Raw genomic sequence first — 15,369 nt, forward strand, 5'->3', positions numbered from 1 at the left:
GGAACACCACAGGAGATCGCCTCACTTATGCTGCTGCGTCTTGTCACAGCGTTATTGTTTTGTAGCGCCATTGCGCCGCTGCATGCCGCAACCATCAACGAAAGCTATGCCTTTGCTAAACTGGGCGAGCCGAAATATGCGGTCAATTTCACGCACTACGATTACGCCAATCCCGCCGCACCTAAAGGCGGCATAATCACGCTGGCGGTGGTCGGCACCTACGACAACTTCAATCGCTTCGCCTCGCGCGGCAATCCCGGCATTGGCACCGATACGCTGTATGACGGCCTGTTTACCACCTCCGATGATGAACCTGGCAGCTACTATCCGCTGATCGCTGAATCGGCGCGCTATCCTGACGACTATCGCTGGATGGAAGTCTCGATCAATCCACATGCGCAGTTTCAGGACGGAACACCGATTACCGCGCAGGATGTGGCTTTTACCTTTCAGAAATTCATGACGGAAGGTGTACCGCAATTCCGCGTGGCGTTTCGCGACGTGCAAGTTAAAGCGCTTAACCGCCTCACCGTGCGCATCGACATGCCGAAGCCGGACAAGGATCGGGTTCTCAGTTGGTTGACGCTGCCGGTTATTCCGGAAAAATTCTGGCAAAACAAAAAGTTTAATGAGCCGATTGGTTATCCGCCGCTGGCCAGCGGGCCCTATCGCGTCACCTCGTATAAATCGGGTCAGTTTATCCAGTACAGCCGGGTGAAAGATTACTGGGCGGCCAATCTGCCGGTCAATCGCGGACGCTTTAACTTCGATACCCTGCGTTATGACTATTATCTCGATGACAACGTGGCGTTCGAGGCCTTCAAAGCCGGCGCTTACGATTTGCGTGAAGAGAGTTCAGCCAAGAAATGGGCCACGCAATATCGCGGGCGCAACTTTGATAGTCACGCCATCGTCAAATCAACCATTCCCAACACCGTTTCCACCGACACGCGTTGGCTGGCCTTTAACAACGAAAAGCCGCTGTTCGCCGATCGTCGCGTACGCGAAGCCATCACGCTGGCGTTCGATTTTGAGTGGATGAATAAAGCGTTGTTCTACGGCGCCTATAAACGCACGCGCAGCTATTTCCAGAACACCGAATATGCTGCACTTGGCTATCCCAAAGCCGAGCAGCTGATCCTACTGGCGCCGTACAAGGCGCAGCTGCCAGCGGAAGTGTTCAACAATGAGTATGCCCCGCCCCGTTCCGACGGCAGCGGTTTCGATCGCGGCAACCTGTTGCAAGCCATGAAGCTGCTAAAACAAGCTGGCTGGGAGATTAAAAACCAGCAGCTGGTGAACGTGAAAACCGGCCAGCCGTTCCGTTTCGAATTACTGATGCGCAGCGGCACGCAAAACGACTGGGCGCTGCCGTTCCAGCACAGCCTGCAACGGCTTGGTATTCAGGTCACATTGCGCCAGATTGACAGCTCGCAATATTTACGGCGTTTACGCGAAGGTGACTACGACATGATTCCGTCACTCTATTACGCGATGCCATGGCCCTCCACCAGCTTGCGCACCATCTGGCAGTCTGAGTTCATCAACTCTTCATGGAATACGCCGCGCGTGAAAGATCCCATCGTCGACCATTTTGTCCAGCAGATCGTGGAGCATCAGGGCGATGAGAAAGCGCTGCTGCCGCTCGGCCAGGCGCTGGATCGCATCCTGCTGTGGAATGCCTACATGATTCCGATGTGGTACAGCGCGGAAGATCGCATGGCGTATTGGGACAAGTTTTCCCATCCCGAGATTAAACCCGCGTTTGCTACCGGTCTGGAAAACTGGTGGTACGATGTGAACAAAGCCGGGCGATTGCCGGCCGATCGACGCTGAGGAGCACGGTTTGGCAGCCTATTTTCTTCGCAGGTTACTGCTGATCATCCCCACGCTGTGGGCGATCATCACCCTGAACTTCTTTATTGTGCAGATAGCACCAGGCGGCCCGGTGGATCAGGCGTTAGCCAACGTGCAGTTTGGTCACAGCACCGGTATTCCCGGCTCAGGCGGTGGCGACGCCGGCGCGCGTGGGTCACTGGTGCGCGACAATCCCGGCGACAGCCAATATCGCGGCGCACGCGGCCTGGATCCGGAAGTGATCGCGGAAATTAAGCATCGTTACGGCTTCGATAAGCCGCTGCTGCAGCGTTACGGCGAAATGCTGTGGAACTACATCCGTTTTGATTTCGGCGACAGCCTGTTCCGCAGCGCATCGGTGCTGCAGTTAATCAAAGAGAGTTTGCCGGTCTCGGTCAGTTTGGGATTGTGGAGCACCTTGATCATTTATCTGGTGTCGATTCCGCTGGGCATCAAAAAAGCGGTGCGTAACGGCAGCGCTTTCGATATCTGGAGCAGCACCTTTATCATCATTGGCTATTCGATTCCGGCATTCCTGTTCGGCATCATGCTGATTGTGCTGTTCGCCGGCGGCAGCTACTTCGATTGGTTCCCGCTGCGCGGCCTGACGTCACCGCAGTTTGATGCGCTGCCGTGGTACAGCAAAATCACCGATTACCTGTGGCACATCACGCTGCCGGTGCTGGCGACGGTGATTGGCGGTTTTGCCACGCTGACCATGCTGACCAAAAACTCCTTCCTCGATGAGATCCGCAAACAATACGTGGTCACCGCGCGCGCCAAAGGGCTGGATGAGAAGCGCGTGCTGTACGGCCACGTGTTCCGCAATGCCATGCTGCTGGTGATCGCTGGTTTTCCTGCCACCTTCATCAGCATGTTTTTCACCAGCTCGGTGTTAATTGAGGTGATGTTCTCGCTCAATGGTTTGGGCCTACTCGGCTACGACGCCACCATCCAGCGCGATTATCCGGTAATGTTTGGCACGCTTTACATCTTCACCCTGATTGGCCTGCTGATGAACATTCTCAGCGATCTGACCTACACGCTGGTCGATCCGCGCATTGATTTTGAGGAACGCTGATGCGCTTATCTCCTATTAACCAACAGCGCTGGCAGCGTTTTCGCCATAACCGTCGCGGTTACTGGTCGCTGTGGATTTTCCTGATCATTTTTGTCCTGTCGTTGGGCGCTGAGTTGCTGGCCAACGACAAACCGCTGCTAGTACATTATCAGCAGCGCTGGTACATGCCGCTGCTGTTCAACTACAGCGAAAGTGATTACGGCGGCGATTTCTCTACGCCCGCTGATTATCAGGATCCGTGGTTGAAGCAGCGCATCGATCAGCAAGGTTGGGCGATTTGGGCACCGATTCGCTTTAGCGACAGCACCATCAACTTCGCTACCGATGTGCCCTTCCCTTCTCCGCCTTCGGCGCAAAACTGGCTCGGTACAGATGCTAACGGCGGCGATGTGCTGGCGCGCTTGCTGTATGGCACGCGCATCTCATTGCTGTTCGGCATTATGCTGACGCTGTTCTCCAGCGTGATTGGCATCGTGGTCGGCGCGGTGCAAGGCTACTTTGGTGGCCGCATCGATTTGGTCGGCCAGCGGCTGATTGAAGTGTGGTCCGGTATGCCTTCGCTGTTCCTGCTAATTCTGCTCTCCAGCGTGATTCAGCCCGGCTTCTGGTGGCTGCTGCTGGTTACCGTGGTGTTTGGCTGGATGAGCCTGGTGAGCGTGGTGCGCGCCGAATTCCTGCGTGCGCGTAACTACGATTATATCCGTGCGGCGCGCGCGCTCGGCGTCAGCGACAGCCGCATTATGCTGCGCCACATGCTGCCAAACGCCATGGTCGCCACGCTGACGTTTTTGCCGTTTATCCTGTGCGGCTCAATCACCACGTTAACCTCGCTCGACTTCCTTGGTTTTGGTTTGCCAGTCGGATCGCCATCGCTCGGCGAGCTGCTGTTACAGGGCAAAAACAATTTACAGGCGCCGTGGCTGGGGCTGGCGGGCTTCTTTGCCCTCGCCCTGCTGCTGTCGTTACTGATCTTTATCGGCGAAGCGGTACGCGATGCCTTTGACCCGAGCCGAGGACGCTAAATGAGCCTGCTAACGGTGAATCATCTGGCGGTGGCCTTTCAGGATCGCCGCGTGGTGGAAGACATTTCGCTGCAGATTGATGCCGGCGAAACGCTGGCGCTGGTGGGCGAATCCGGTTCCGGTAAAAGCGTTACCGCGCTGTCGATCATGCGCTTATTGCCGCAGCCGCCGGTCAACTATCCGCAAGGCGAAATTCTGTTTAACGGCCAGGATATTCTGCAGGCCAGCGAACGCACCCTGCGCGGGCTGCGTGGCAACCAGATGGCGATGATTTTTCAGGAGCCGATGGTGTCGCTCAATCCGCTGCACAATGTGGAAAAGCAGCTGTATGAAGTGCTGTCGGTGCATCGCGGGATGCGACGCGAAGCCGCGCGTGGCGAAATGCTCAGTTGCCTGGATCGCGTCGGCATTCGTAATGCGGCGTCTCGTTTGCAGGATTTTCCACACCAGCTTTCCGGTGGCGAGCGACAGCGCGTAATGATCGCCATGGCGCTGCTGACGCAGCCGAAGCTGCTGATCGCCGATGAACCGACCACCGCGCTGGATGTCACGGTTCAGGCGCAGATTCTGCAACTGCTGCGCGAACTGCAGCGTGAACTCAATATGGGCATGCTGTTCATCACCCACAACCTGAATATTGTGCGTCAGCTGGCGCACAGCGTCACGGTGATGAGAAATGGCCGCGGTGTGGAACACAATCGCTGCGATTTGCTGTTTAGCCAACCGCAGCAGCCCTACACGCGTGAGCTGATCGCCGCAGAGCCGGATGGTCAACCGGTGCCGCTGCAGGATGCTAAACCGCTGTTGCAGGTGAAGAATCTGCAGGTTGGTTTCCCGATCCGGCGTGGATTGCTGCGTCGCACCGTGGCAGAGAAGCTGGCACTTAAGGATCTCAGCTTTACGCTGCGGCGTGGCGAAAGCCTGGGATTGGTCGGCGAATCGGGTTCTGGTAAAAGCACCACGGGCCTGGCGCTGCTGCGCTTAATCACCGCGCGCGGTGAGATCTGGTTTGAGGGCCAGCCGCTGCATCAGCTGTCGCCAAAGCAATTATTGCCGCTGCGCCAGCGCATTCAGGTGGTATTTCAGGATCCCAATTCATCGCTCAATCCGCGCATGACGGTGCAACAGGTGATTGCGGAAGGCTTAGCGGTGCATCGTCCTGAATTGAGCAATGCGGAGCAGGAAGCCAAAGTGATTGCGGTGATGCAGGAAGTAGGACTCGATGCCGACAGCCGTTCACGTTATCCGGCGGAGTTTTCCGGCGGTCAGCGCCAGCGTATCGCTATCGCCCGCGCGTTGATCCTTGAGCCGCAGCTGATTGTGCTGGATGAACCCACCTCGTCGCTGGACCGCTCGGTGCAAAAGCAAATTCTGACCTTGCTGCGTCGTTTACAGCAACAGCATCAGCTCGCCTATCTGTTTATCAGTCATGACTTGCAGGTGGTGCGTGCGCTCTGTCATCAGCTAATTGTGCTGCGTCAGGGTGAAGTGGTGGAACAAGGTGATTGCGAAACACTTTTTAACGCACCAGCAGCCGATTACACGCGGCAGCTACTGGCGTCAGCGCAGGGAAAAGATCTGAGTCAGTGACCATCGAAGGTTTCGGCGATAGCAACACCCTGATTTTTCAGGCAGCAGTTGGTCGCGCTTTCGTCATCACGTTGAATCAGCAGACAAGGCTGCCCTTCACACTGAGCGATTTTGCATTCGACCTGAATCTGCGCCAGCGTTTCTTTCAGCTGGTGCAGAATTTCCAGCGCCGGATGACCATCGTGGCTCAGCAGACGCAGCACCACTAAATCTTCAGCATGCACGCCATTCGCAGCTTCCTGACGCTCGATTTCACCCGCATGTTCAAGCGACCAGCGATAATGTTGTGGCAAGCGATGCACAACGGAAAGTTGCAGCATAGTTATACGGCCCCCAGAGACGTTAACTTTATTCACGACGACGGCACAACGTGGTGAATCCCAACCTGGTTAGCTCAGAATACAAACTCAGTCTGCCTTCTCGTTTTAAGCACTAAGCGTGTAGCCAATTTATAATTTGCGAGGCTTCTCACATTTATGCCTATGTTTACCGTGTTCGGCTGCGGTTAACAATCATTTTAGACGCAATCTCGTTACTTTTTTATCTCTAAATTTTCACATAATGGAAACATTAAGCATAACGAATGAATGGGGATTAGCGAGTGAGGGGAGAGATTTAAGTTAGGCCAGGTCGCCATAAATGGCGACCCTACGGAAAGATTCAGGATATGTAAGGTCGCCATTCATGGCGACCTTGAGGATGTCACGCTGCCCGTTGAGGCCGTGAAGCATAGGTGAACAGCACAATCGAGATGGTGGCGCACAGTGCAATCGTAGCCACCATCGGCCATGCGCTGTTAATGCTGACTAATGAGAGCAGCGCGCCAACTAAGGCACCGACACCAAAACGCAGCGTACCCGCCAGCGAAGAAGCCGTGCCCGCCATATGTGGGAACTCATCCAGAATCACCGCCATCGCATTCGACGACACCGTCGAGACGCAGCCAATAAACATCGCCACGCCAAACACCAGCGACAGGAAACCTAAATCCAGCGCGCTAGAGATCAGCAGCCAAACGCCCATCGCAAACTGAATCACCAATCCCAGGCGGAACATTTTCACCGGACCAAAGCGGCGCACGGCGCGGCTGTTGATCAGTGTCATCACGAACAGGAACACCACGTTCAGGCCAAAGTAATAGCCGAAGTTCTGCGGTGAAACGTGGTTCACTTCGATGTACACAAACGGACCGGCGTTGAGGAAGGTGAATAATCCGGCAAAGGAGAAACCGCTCGCCAGCATGTAACTGAAGGCGCGTTTATGGCGCACCAGCGCCACGAAGTTGCCTAAGGTGGTACGCAGATGAAAGCGCTGCCGCTGTTCAGGCTTAAGCGTTTCACGGATTTGCGTCACCACTAGCACCGTGGTAATCAGCGCGGCACCCGCCAGCGTCCAGAAGATGGCGTGCCAGTTCCACAGCAACAGTAGCCAGCCACCGATAATCGGTGCCAGCAACGGCGCTATGGTGGTCACCAGCATCACGAATGACATCATGCGCGAGAAGTCCTCTTTCGAGTAGGTATCGCGCATCAAGGCGTTGATCACCACGCTGGCAGCAGCGGCCGATAAGCCGTGCAGGAAGCGCATAAAGATCAGCTGATCGATGGTTTGTGACAGCGCACAAGCCGCAGCGGCGCAGGCAAAGATCAGCGTGCCCAGCACAATCACCGGTTTACGTCCGTAGCTGTCCGCCAGTGGGCCATAAACTAACTGGCCAATGGCGAAACCGAGGATGTAGAGGTTGAGCGTCATCTGCACGCTGCCCGCCGAAACCGCAAACTCATGGGCGATTTGCGGCATGGCCGGCAGATACATATCAATCGAAAGCGGCATCAACATCGCCAGCAATCCGAGGATGACCACTAAACCAACCGGTGAATTCTTTTCCTTGCGCACCGCGTTCTCCCGCTATTTGCGTTGTTTGAGTTCTTCTGGCAGGCCGATGCTGTCGACCTCTTGCTGGGTCAATTCACGATATTCACCTTCACCGAGATCTTCATCGAGCTCGATGTCACCAATACGTTCGCGATGCAGCGCCGATACATGGTTACCCATCGCCGCAAACATGCGTTTAACCTGATGGTAGCGCCCTTCACTGATGGTCAAGCGTGCCGCTTTCTCATCAAGAATCTCCAGCACCGCCGGTTTGGTGAGCTCTTTTTCATTGTGCAGCTGTACACCTGCAGCAAACTTCTCAACCAGTTCTGGATCGATCGGCTCTTCGACTTCCACCAGATAGGTTTTTTCCAGGTGATGCTTCGGTGAAGTAATGCGGTGTGACCATTGACCATCGTCGGTCAGCAGCACCAAACCGGTAGTGTCGATATCCAGACGCCCCGCCGCATGCAACTTGAACGCCGCAGGTTCTTCGATAAAGAACAGCACGGTGGGATGATCGGGATCGTCGGTTGAGCAGACGTAACCTTGCGGCTTGTTCAGCATGAAATAGCGCGGACCTTGCTGCACCACCAGCGGATTGCCGTCGTATTCGACTTCATCGTCTGGCAATACTTTATAAGCCGCATCGCGCACGACTTCGCCGTTAATGGTGACTTTTTTGGCGCGGATTTCGCGTCCGGCGATAGCACGGCTAACTTCCAGTTGCTGAGATATGAATTTTTCGAGTCGCATGAATTCGCTTTGCCTGTTACTGCGGGGGAAACTGAAACGGTGTTTTTGTCCGTTAAGAAAGTGTGGGCAGTATAGCTTGATCCTTAGACTGCTAACAGTAGTGAACCTGCGTTTAACTGGCTTTCATGCCATAATGCGCGTCCGTTCCAGAAAAAAGTTTGCCCCGATGTCATTCACCCTGCGCCCATACCAACAAGAGGCGGTTGACGCCACGCTCAACCACTTTCGTCGCCATGCTACGCCGGCGGTGATTGTGCTGCCGACCGGCGCGGGAAAGAGTCTGGTGATTGCTGAACTGGCGCGGTTAGCGCGCGGACGAGTATTGGTGCTGGCTCACGTGAAAGAGCTGGTGGAGCAGAATTACAGTAAATATCAGGCGTATGGCCTGCAAGCCGACATCTTCGCCGCCGGTTTGCAGCGCAAGCAGAGCGAAAGCAAAGTGGTGTTTGGCAGCGTGCAGTCGGTGGCGCGCAATCTTGATCGCTTCGACAGCGCCTTTTCGCTGGTGATCGTCGATGAGTGTCACCGCATCAGCGATAACGAAGAGAGCCAGTATCAGCTGCTGTTCACTCACCTGCGGCAACATAATCCGCAGCTGCGCCTGTTGGGTTTGACCGCCACGCCCTTCCGTCTCGGCAAAGGCTGGATTTACCAGTTCCACTATCACGGCATGGTGCGCGGTGATGAGAAAGCACTGTTCCGCGACTGCATTTATGAGCTGCCGCTGCGCTATATGATCAAACACGGCTTTCTGGTGCCGCCGGAGCGCTTAGATATGCCGGTGGTGCAGTACGATTTCAGCCGGCTGATCCCGCAGAATAATGGGCTGTTTAGCGAAGCCGATCTCAACCGCGAGCTGAAACAACAGCATCGCGTGACGCCGCATATTATCCGGCAGATTGTTGAGTTTGCTGAAGATCGACGCGGCGTGATGGTGTTCGCTTCTACCGTGGAGCATGCCCGTGAAATTCTCACGCTGCTGCCTGAAAACAGCGCGCTGGTATCGGCGGAAACGGCGGTGAAAGATCGCGACCGCTTGATTGCTGAATTTAAAGCGCAGCAGCTGAAGTTCCTCGTCAACGTCGCCGTCCTGACCACCGGCTTTGACGCGCCCCACGTTGATTTGATCGCCATTCTGCGCCCCACCGAATCCGTCAGCCTCTATCAACAGATTGTCGGGCGCGGTTTACGCCTGTCGCCCGGCAAAACCGATTGTCTGGTACTGGATTACGCCGGAAACCCACACGATCTTTTCACCCCCGAAGTTGGCGCACCGAAAGGTGCCAGCGACAATCAGCCGGTGCAGGTGTTCTGTCCCGCCTGCGGTTTCGCCAATACCTTCTGGGGAAAAACCACCGAAGATGGACACATCATCGAGCATTTTGGCCGCCGCTGTCAGGGCGCGCTGGAAGATGATGAAGGCGAGCGTGAACAGTGTGATTACCGCTTCCGCTTTAAAAGCTGCCCGGATTGCGGGGCCGAGAATGACATCGCCGCACGGCGCTGCAATCAATGCGACAAAATTCTGGTCGACCCGGATGACATGCTGAAAGCCGCGCTGAAACTGAAAGATGCGCGTGTGTTGCGCTGTTCTGGCATGACGCTGGAGCAAGGACGCGATGACAAAGGGGAATGGCTGAAAGCCACCTATTTCGATGAAGATGGCACCAGCGTCAGCGAGCGCTTTCGTCTGCAAACCCCGGCGCAACGTAAAGCCTTTGAGCAACTGTTTATGCGTCCGCATCAGCGCGCGCCGGGCGTCGAGCTTGGCTGGCAAACCGCAGCGGATGTGATCGCCTTACAGCCTTTATTACGCCATCCGGACTTTGTGGTGGCGCGCGCAAAAGGCCATTTCTGGCAGATCCGCGAAAAAATGTTTGATTATCAGGGGCGTTATCGCCGCGCCAATGAGCTGCGTTAAGCGGCGGAATCATTTGCCCCTGCGGCATCATTGGGGCTATAATGCCGCCCGCTTTTGCATCCGTAAAAGCAGTTTGAATAACCGTCCTGTTGCTGGGTCGCCTGTAGCAGGAACTATTGAAGAGACATCAAATGTTCACTATTAACGCTGAAGTACGTAAAGACCAGGGTAAGGGTGCGAGCCGCCGCCTGCGTGTAGCAAACAAATTCCCAGCCATCATCTATGGTGGAAATGAAGCACCAGTTGCTATCGAACTGGACCACGATGCTGTGATGAACGTGCAAGTTAAAGCAGAGTTCTACAGCGAAGTGCTGACCATCGCTGTTGATGGTAAAGAAATCAAAGTTAAAGCTCAGGCGGTACAGCGTCATCCGTTCAAGCCAAAACTGTTCCACATCGACTTCGTTCGCGCTTAATCGCTGAATGAGTTGAAAAAAAACGCCGCATATGCGGCGTTTTTTTATGGCTGAAATTTATTTACTGCTGGTTCGACGTTGCAACTGATCGCGCAGATTCGGTGGCGTGCCTTTGATGGTCAGCGTGTCAGTAGTGGGATCCCAGAAGATGCGCTCGCCAAGCAGCATGGCATCAAAGTTCAGGGTTAAGCCACCGCCGCTACCAGCGAACTTGGTCAATTGACGCAAGGTGCTGCGATCCGCCGGGAAGGTCTCTTCCAGCTCGTAGCCCTGCTCCTGAGTAAACGCCTGGAAGGTTTTTTCACCCAGCGGCGGTAATTCGCTGGAGAGATCGTGCAGCGCAATTTCTTCGCCGGCCTGCAGCTGATCGTTACAGTATGTGTAAACCTGCTGACGATAGTTCTGGCGCTCGTTTTTATCGAGATCCGATTCGGCGCAGTAATCATCCACCGCTTGCAGCAAGCCACGGTTTTGCGCTTTGGTATCCAGACCGACGCTGGCACCGAGGAAATCCATAAAGAAATCCGCCACTTTACGGCCTACGCGCCCGCGCAGGAAGGTGAGATAACGGGTGGATTCCGGGTTGGTTTCCCACTCGGTGAGATCGATGCGTGCCACGATATCCGCATGATTGATATCGAGATAATGCGTGCTGCTGATATCCAGCTGTTCATTCACGCGCATGCTCGACTGGCTGTTCAGCACCGCAATCAGCAAATACTCAACGGCCAGATAGCGATAGTGCAGGAACAGCACCACGCCGCCTTCCGCAAACGGATATTTACCCAGCTCATCGCGCAGACGTCCGGTTGCCGCACGGCTAAATGCCAGAAAGTCATCTTCCCCTTTGCGGCAGTTACGCAACGCATCGGCCAGTTCGCTGTCCTCGTTAAACAGGCCGTAGGCTTTGCTTTTGGCGCTGTAAACCCGATGCAGCTCTTCTGCCATCTCTTCAACCGCGCGGTTCGCGGGCAGCAAAGTGTCGCGCAGTATCAGTTCCAACTGGTTTTCATCACGTTTAACTAACTGATGCAGGGCAATCTGGTCGATATCCAGACTCATGGTAGACTCTCCTTTTAGCTCAGGCGCGTATTCAAACACCGCCCGCAGTCGCTTTCAACTATCAGCACAAACTGATCGCTCTGCTTGCGATAAAATTGCGGAAAAAAGTGCGTTGTTACGGTAATATACCGCCTTTTCACCCTTGATTAGACGACGATATGCCACAATCATCCCGTTACAGTGACGAACGCGTGGAAAAGCTCCTCGCAGAGATGGCGCAGATTCTTGAAAAAGACAAAGCGCCAACCGACCTTTCCCTGATGGTATTGGGTAACATGGTAACTAACTTGATCAATACCAGCGTTTCACCGGCTCAACGCCGCACTCTGGCACGATCTTTCGCGGATGCGTTGCAGTCATCCGTACGCGACGATAACGCTCATTAATATGCAGATTTGACCTCATAATATGGTAACCAACCGGCAGCGCTACCGCGAAAAAGTCTCCCAGATGATCAGCTGGGGGCATTGGTTTGCCCTGTTTAATATTATCTTCGCGTTTATATTAGGCAGCCGCTACCTGTTGGTCGCCGACTGGCCCGCGTCGCTCGCCGGACGTATCTATGCCTTTACCAGCTGGATCGGTCATTTCAGTTTCATTGTCTTCGCGGGCTATCTGCTGATCATTTTTCCTCTCACCTTTGTGGTGATGTCACAGCGATTGCTGAGGGTGCTGTCGGCGATTATCGCCACCGCCGGGCTGACGCTAATAATGGTCGATAGCGCGGTATTCAGCCGCTTCCACTTGCACCTCAATCCGGTGGTGTGGGAGCTGGTGATTAACCCCGATCAAAGTGAGATGGCGCGCGACTGGCAGCTGATGTTTATTAGCGTGCCGCTGATTTTCCTCGTCGAAATGCTGTTTGCGACCTGGAGCTGGCAAAAGCTGCGTAGCCTTAATCGGCGTTCGTTCGGCAAGCCGCTGGCCGCCCTGTTTATCAGCGCCTTCTTCGCTAGCCATCTGCTGTATATCTGGGCCGATGCCAACTTCTATCGCCCGATTACCATGCAGCGCGCCAATCTGCCGCTCTCCTATCCAATGACCGCGCGTCGCTTCCTTGAGCGTCACGGTTTGCTGGATGCGCAAGAGTATCAGCGCCGTCTGGTGCAACAGGGCGATCCAGAAGCGTTGTCAGTGCAGTATCCGCTGAGTGACATTACCTTCCGCGATGGTGGTACGCGCCACAATCTGCTGGTGTTAACCGTTGATGGTCTGAATAACGCCAGCGTCGATAAAGCGCTGCCGTCGCTCCATCAATTCGCCAGCGAAAATGTGCGCTTCACCCAGCACTACAGCGCGGGACTGCAGCCGGAAAAAGGATTGTTTGGCCTGTTCTACGGCATCTCTTCCAGCTATATGGATGGCGTATTAGCGTCGCGCACGCCTTCGGCCCTGCTCAATGCGCTGAATACGCAAGGGTATCAGTTTGGCTTGTTCTCATCGGACGGCTTTAGCCAACCGCTGTATCGTCAGGCTTTATTAGCAGACTATTCGCTGCCGCAGGCCGATACCCAGCCGAATAGTACCACAGTGACGCAGTGGCAAAACTGGCTCAACGGCCAGAGATCTAACAGCGCGCCATGGTTCTCGTGGATTGCCCTGAACGGTGTCACGGTTAATGGCGACAACCTGAAGGCGCGCCAGCGCAGCTATACGCGTCAGGCAAGCGGTGTCGATGAGCAGATTAATGCGGTGCTGCAAACCTTGCAGGATCGCGATTTGCTGAAAAATACCGTGGTGGTGATTACGGCGCAGCGTGCGGTTAATCTTGATAGCAACGATGATAATCCAGGTAATCGTGCGACCTTGCAGGTGCCGCTGGTGGTGCATTGGCCGAATACGCCCGCGCAAACCATCGATCGCCTGACCGATCAGCAAGACGTGATGACCACGCTGATGCAGCGTCTGCTGCACGTGCGAACTAACCCCGCCAACTTCTCACAGGGTGAAGATCTGTTTGCCGCGCAACGCAGCCACGATTGGGTGGCGAGCAGCGAAGATGGCAAACTGGTAGTGACCACGCCAACCGTGACGCTGGTGCTGAATAACAACGGCAGCTACAGCGCTTACGATGCGCAGGGTCACAAGCTGAAAGATCATAAACCGCAGTTGGCGTTGCTGCTGCAGGTGCTGACGGAAGAGAAGCGATTCGTCGCAAACTGATTAATTATGAGGCAGTTAAATGCTGCTCATATTGCAATCGTGCGCGGAAACAGTAATATTCTTCCACGTTCGGCACGTAGCGCAGCCTGGTAGCGCACGGTCATGGGGTGTCCGGGGTCGGAGGTTCAAATCCTCTCGTGCCGACCAAATCACTGCGAAAAAGGGATTGTCCTTCTGGATAGTCCCTTTTTTCATATCTCAATAGTCTCGCTTACCAGCTACCGTGGAATCCACCGCCCATTGCTGAACCGCCACCAATATGATCACCACCACCTAAGCCATGCGCGCTATGAGTGTTAGCAGCATTATTTGCACCATTGCCGCTGCCACCAACAGAATGTGATGAGCCTTGATCATTGCTTGAGCCTTTACCTGGATTGCGTTCAAAAGCGGGAATATGAGGTACAGCAACCTGCGTAGAAGGTGCAAGGGTTGAAGCCGCTACGGTTTTAGTTACGCCGTTAACTGTTACGCTGATTGGGGTTTTCGGATTCAGGCTACTCACAGCGACGTTTATAGTCGCCACGCCCATAGATTTCTGCTGCTGTTGTTCGATACCCAAACGATAAGAAGCAGCATTAACTGCCGGGCTTGATGACAGTGCAGACTGATTATTTTTAGCATCAAGATACGATTGACCGTAATGGTTATTGTATGTTGCACCGGCATAACGAGCAGCCTCCGCGTCAGATTGACGGGCACGGGCTGTGGCGTCTACTGCATGATTTATCGTGTCCTGACTAAAAGAGCCATCAGCATTAAATCGGCCTGTACCATCACGGCTAGTCGTTTCATTAAAGGCAGCATTAGCTGCATTGCTTTCAGCATCGTTAGCGGCCTGATTAGTATCCATTGCAGCGGCAGCATTAAATGCAGCGACGGTAATAGCTAGAGCGATAAACGTACGTTTCACTTGTTAATTTCCAGTTCAAATTAAGTTGACGTATTTATACGCTTGCTCTTACCAATAAATTTGATCTGTATCACGCAAGATGTCTCTTATATAGAAACGGATGATTTGGATTGTTTTATTTCTGCACTGAGGTTTATTAGGGAAATATGCATTCAAAGGGCATCTCTCCACCGGGTGATCGGTTTGACCACAAATCGGCTTAGTGCCTGTTAATCACTTGTCCGGTCTAAACAATCCGCTTCCCATCATTACCAATCACCTTCTCACCACCTTCCTTGATTAACTCTCCCTGCTGCGCATCAGGCAGGATTTCGAGAACAGATTCAGAAGGCCGACATAAGCGTGTTCCCAGAGGAGATACAACGATCGGACGGTTAATCAGGATGGGATAGTTCAACATCGCCTCGATCAGCTGCTCATCACTAAAACGCTCTTCAGCCAAACCTAATCGCTCGAAAGGTTCGACATTTTTGCGCAGTAATGAACGCACACTGATACCCATCTCACCGATCAACTCCTCCAGCTTTTCACGACGGGGCGGCGTTTCAAGATAGAGAATAATGGTCGGTACAACGCCGCTATTGCGAATTAACGCCAGCGTGTTGCGCGATGTTCCACAGTCAGGATTGTGGTAAATGGTGATGTCAGTCATGGTTGCTTTCCTCTTAATGGGACAACGTCAGGCGCAAGGCCAACGCACTCAGGGTGACCAG

The 15,369-nt window shown here is 54.2% G+C and carries 14 protein-coding genes and 1 tRNA gene; 9 read left to right on the forward strand and 6 right to left on the reverse strand.

The window, feature by feature from the left end; translation table 11 throughout:
* The first annotated feature begins 27 nt into the window (after positions 1–27).
* Genes ACXIZX_RS12565 through yejF form a run of 4 tightly spaced genes read left to right on the forward strand, consistent with a single transcriptional unit; the run spans position 28 to position 5,550 of the window.
* A complete protein-coding gene (locus tag ACXIZX_RS12565) occupies positions 28–1,836 on the forward strand; it encodes an extracellular solute-binding protein (RefSeq protein ID WP_479404283.1) in 1,809 nt (602 codons plus the stop codon).
* A 10-nt stretch (positions 1,837–1,846) separates the two neighbouring features.
* Positions 1,847–2,938, forward strand: coding sequence for a microcin C ABC transporter permease YejB (locus tag ACXIZX_RS12570; RefSeq protein WP_479404284.1), 1,092 nt, complete (start codon positions 1,847–1,849; stop codon positions 2,936–2,938).
* Complete coding sequence (locus ACXIZX_RS12575; protein ID WP_479404285.1) at positions 2,938–3,960, forward strand: ABC transporter permease; 1,023 nt, start codon at positions 2,938–2,940, stop codon at positions 3,958–3,960. Before ACXIZX_RS12570 ends, ACXIZX_RS12575 begins: the two co-directional genes overlap by 1 nt.
* Entirely contained in the window at positions 3,961–5,550 is a 1,590-nt protein-coding gene (gene yejF / locus ACXIZX_RS12580) for a microcin C ABC transporter ATP-binding protein YejF (protein WP_479404286.1), read from the forward strand.
* Here yejF and ACXIZX_RS12585 read toward each other — a convergent pair.
* From ACXIZX_RS12585 to rsuA, 3 genes are all read right to left on the reverse strand, one after another.
* Positions 5,544–5,870: a YejG family protein gene (locus tag ACXIZX_RS12585; protein ID WP_008105027.1), complete on the reverse strand. Its 327-nt coding sequence runs from the start codon at positions 5,868–5,870 to the stop codon at positions 5,544–5,546. The two genes, yejF and ACXIZX_RS12585, sit on opposite strands and share 7 nt — an antisense overlap.
* A gap of 382 nt (positions 5,871–6,252) precedes the next feature.
* On the reverse strand, positions 6,253–7,446 hold the full coding sequence (locus ACXIZX_RS12590) for a Bcr/CflA family multidrug efflux MFS transporter (protein WP_061717808.1): 1,194 nt from the start codon (positions 7,444–7,446) through the stop codon (positions 6,253–6,255).
* Between the two features lie 12 nt (positions 7,447–7,458).
* A complete protein-coding gene (rsuA, locus tag ACXIZX_RS12595; RefSeq protein ID WP_061717809.1) occupies positions 7,459–8,181 on the reverse strand; it encodes a 16S rRNA pseudouridine(516) synthase RsuA in 723 nt (240 codons plus the stop codon).
* Between the two features lie 166 nt (positions 8,182–8,347).
* Here rsuA and radD point away from each other — a divergent pair, with 166 nt between their 5' ends.
* Both radD and rplY read left to right on the forward strand, forming a co-directional pair.
* A complete protein-coding gene (gene radD / locus ACXIZX_RS12600) occupies positions 8,348–10,102 on the forward strand; it encodes a DNA repair helicase RadD (RefSeq protein ID WP_479404287.1) in 1,755 nt (584 codons plus the stop codon).
* A gap of 131 nt (positions 10,103–10,233) precedes the next feature.
* A complete protein-coding gene (rplY, locus tag ACXIZX_RS12605; RefSeq protein WP_008105033.1) occupies positions 10,234–10,518 on the forward strand; it encodes a 50S ribosomal protein L25 in 285 nt (94 codons plus the stop codon).
* 57 nt (positions 10,519–10,575) lie between these two features.
* Here the strand turns inward: rplY and yejK are convergent, their stop codons facing one another.
* Positions 10,576–11,580 carry a nucleoid-associated protein YejK gene (gene yejK, locus ACXIZX_RS12610; protein ID WP_479404288.1) on the reverse strand — a complete coding sequence of 335 codons (1,005 nt, stop codon included), beginning with the start codon at positions 11,578–11,580 and terminating at the stop codon, positions 10,576–10,578.
* Between the two features lie 158 nt (positions 11,581–11,738).
* On the opposite strand from yejK, the gene ACXIZX_RS12615 reads away from it, so the two are divergent.
* The 3 genes from ACXIZX_RS12615 to ACXIZX_RS12625 all read left to right on the forward strand — a co-directional run bounded on the left by ACXIZX_RS12615 (position 11,739) and on the right by ACXIZX_RS12625 (position 13,890).
* Entirely contained in the window at positions 11,739–11,966 is a 228-nt protein-coding gene (locus ACXIZX_RS12615; protein WP_036648480.1) for a YejL family protein, read from the forward strand.
* A gap of 22 nt (positions 11,967–11,988) precedes the next feature.
* Positions 11,989–13,743 (forward strand): LPS biosynthesis-modulating metalloenzyme YejM, encoded by a 1,755-nt coding sequence (yejM, locus tag ACXIZX_RS12620; protein WP_479404289.1) that lies wholly within the window; start codon positions 11,989–11,991, stop codon positions 13,741–13,743.
* A 70-nt stretch (positions 13,744–13,813) separates the two neighbouring features.
* Positions 13,814–13,890 (forward strand) — tRNA-Pro (locus ACXIZX_RS12625).
* 64 nt (positions 13,891–13,954) lie between these two features.
* Here ACXIZX_RS12625 and ACXIZX_RS12630 read toward each other — a convergent pair.
* Together ACXIZX_RS12630 and arsC are read right to left on the reverse strand one after the other, a co-directional pair.
* A complete protein-coding gene (locus tag ACXIZX_RS12630) occupies positions 13,955–14,656 on the reverse strand; it encodes a hypothetical protein (protein WP_479404290.1) in 702 nt (233 codons plus the stop codon).
* A gap of 226 nt (positions 14,657–14,882) precedes the next feature.
* On the reverse strand, positions 14,883–15,308 hold the full coding sequence (arsC, locus tag ACXIZX_RS12635; protein WP_479404291.1) for an arsenate reductase (glutaredoxin): 426 nt from the start codon (positions 15,306–15,308) through the stop codon (positions 14,883–14,885).
* Between the last annotated feature and the right edge of the window lie 61 nt (positions 15,309–15,369).

The sequence above is a fragment of the Candidatus Pantoea symbiotica genome (assembly GCF_056491525.1).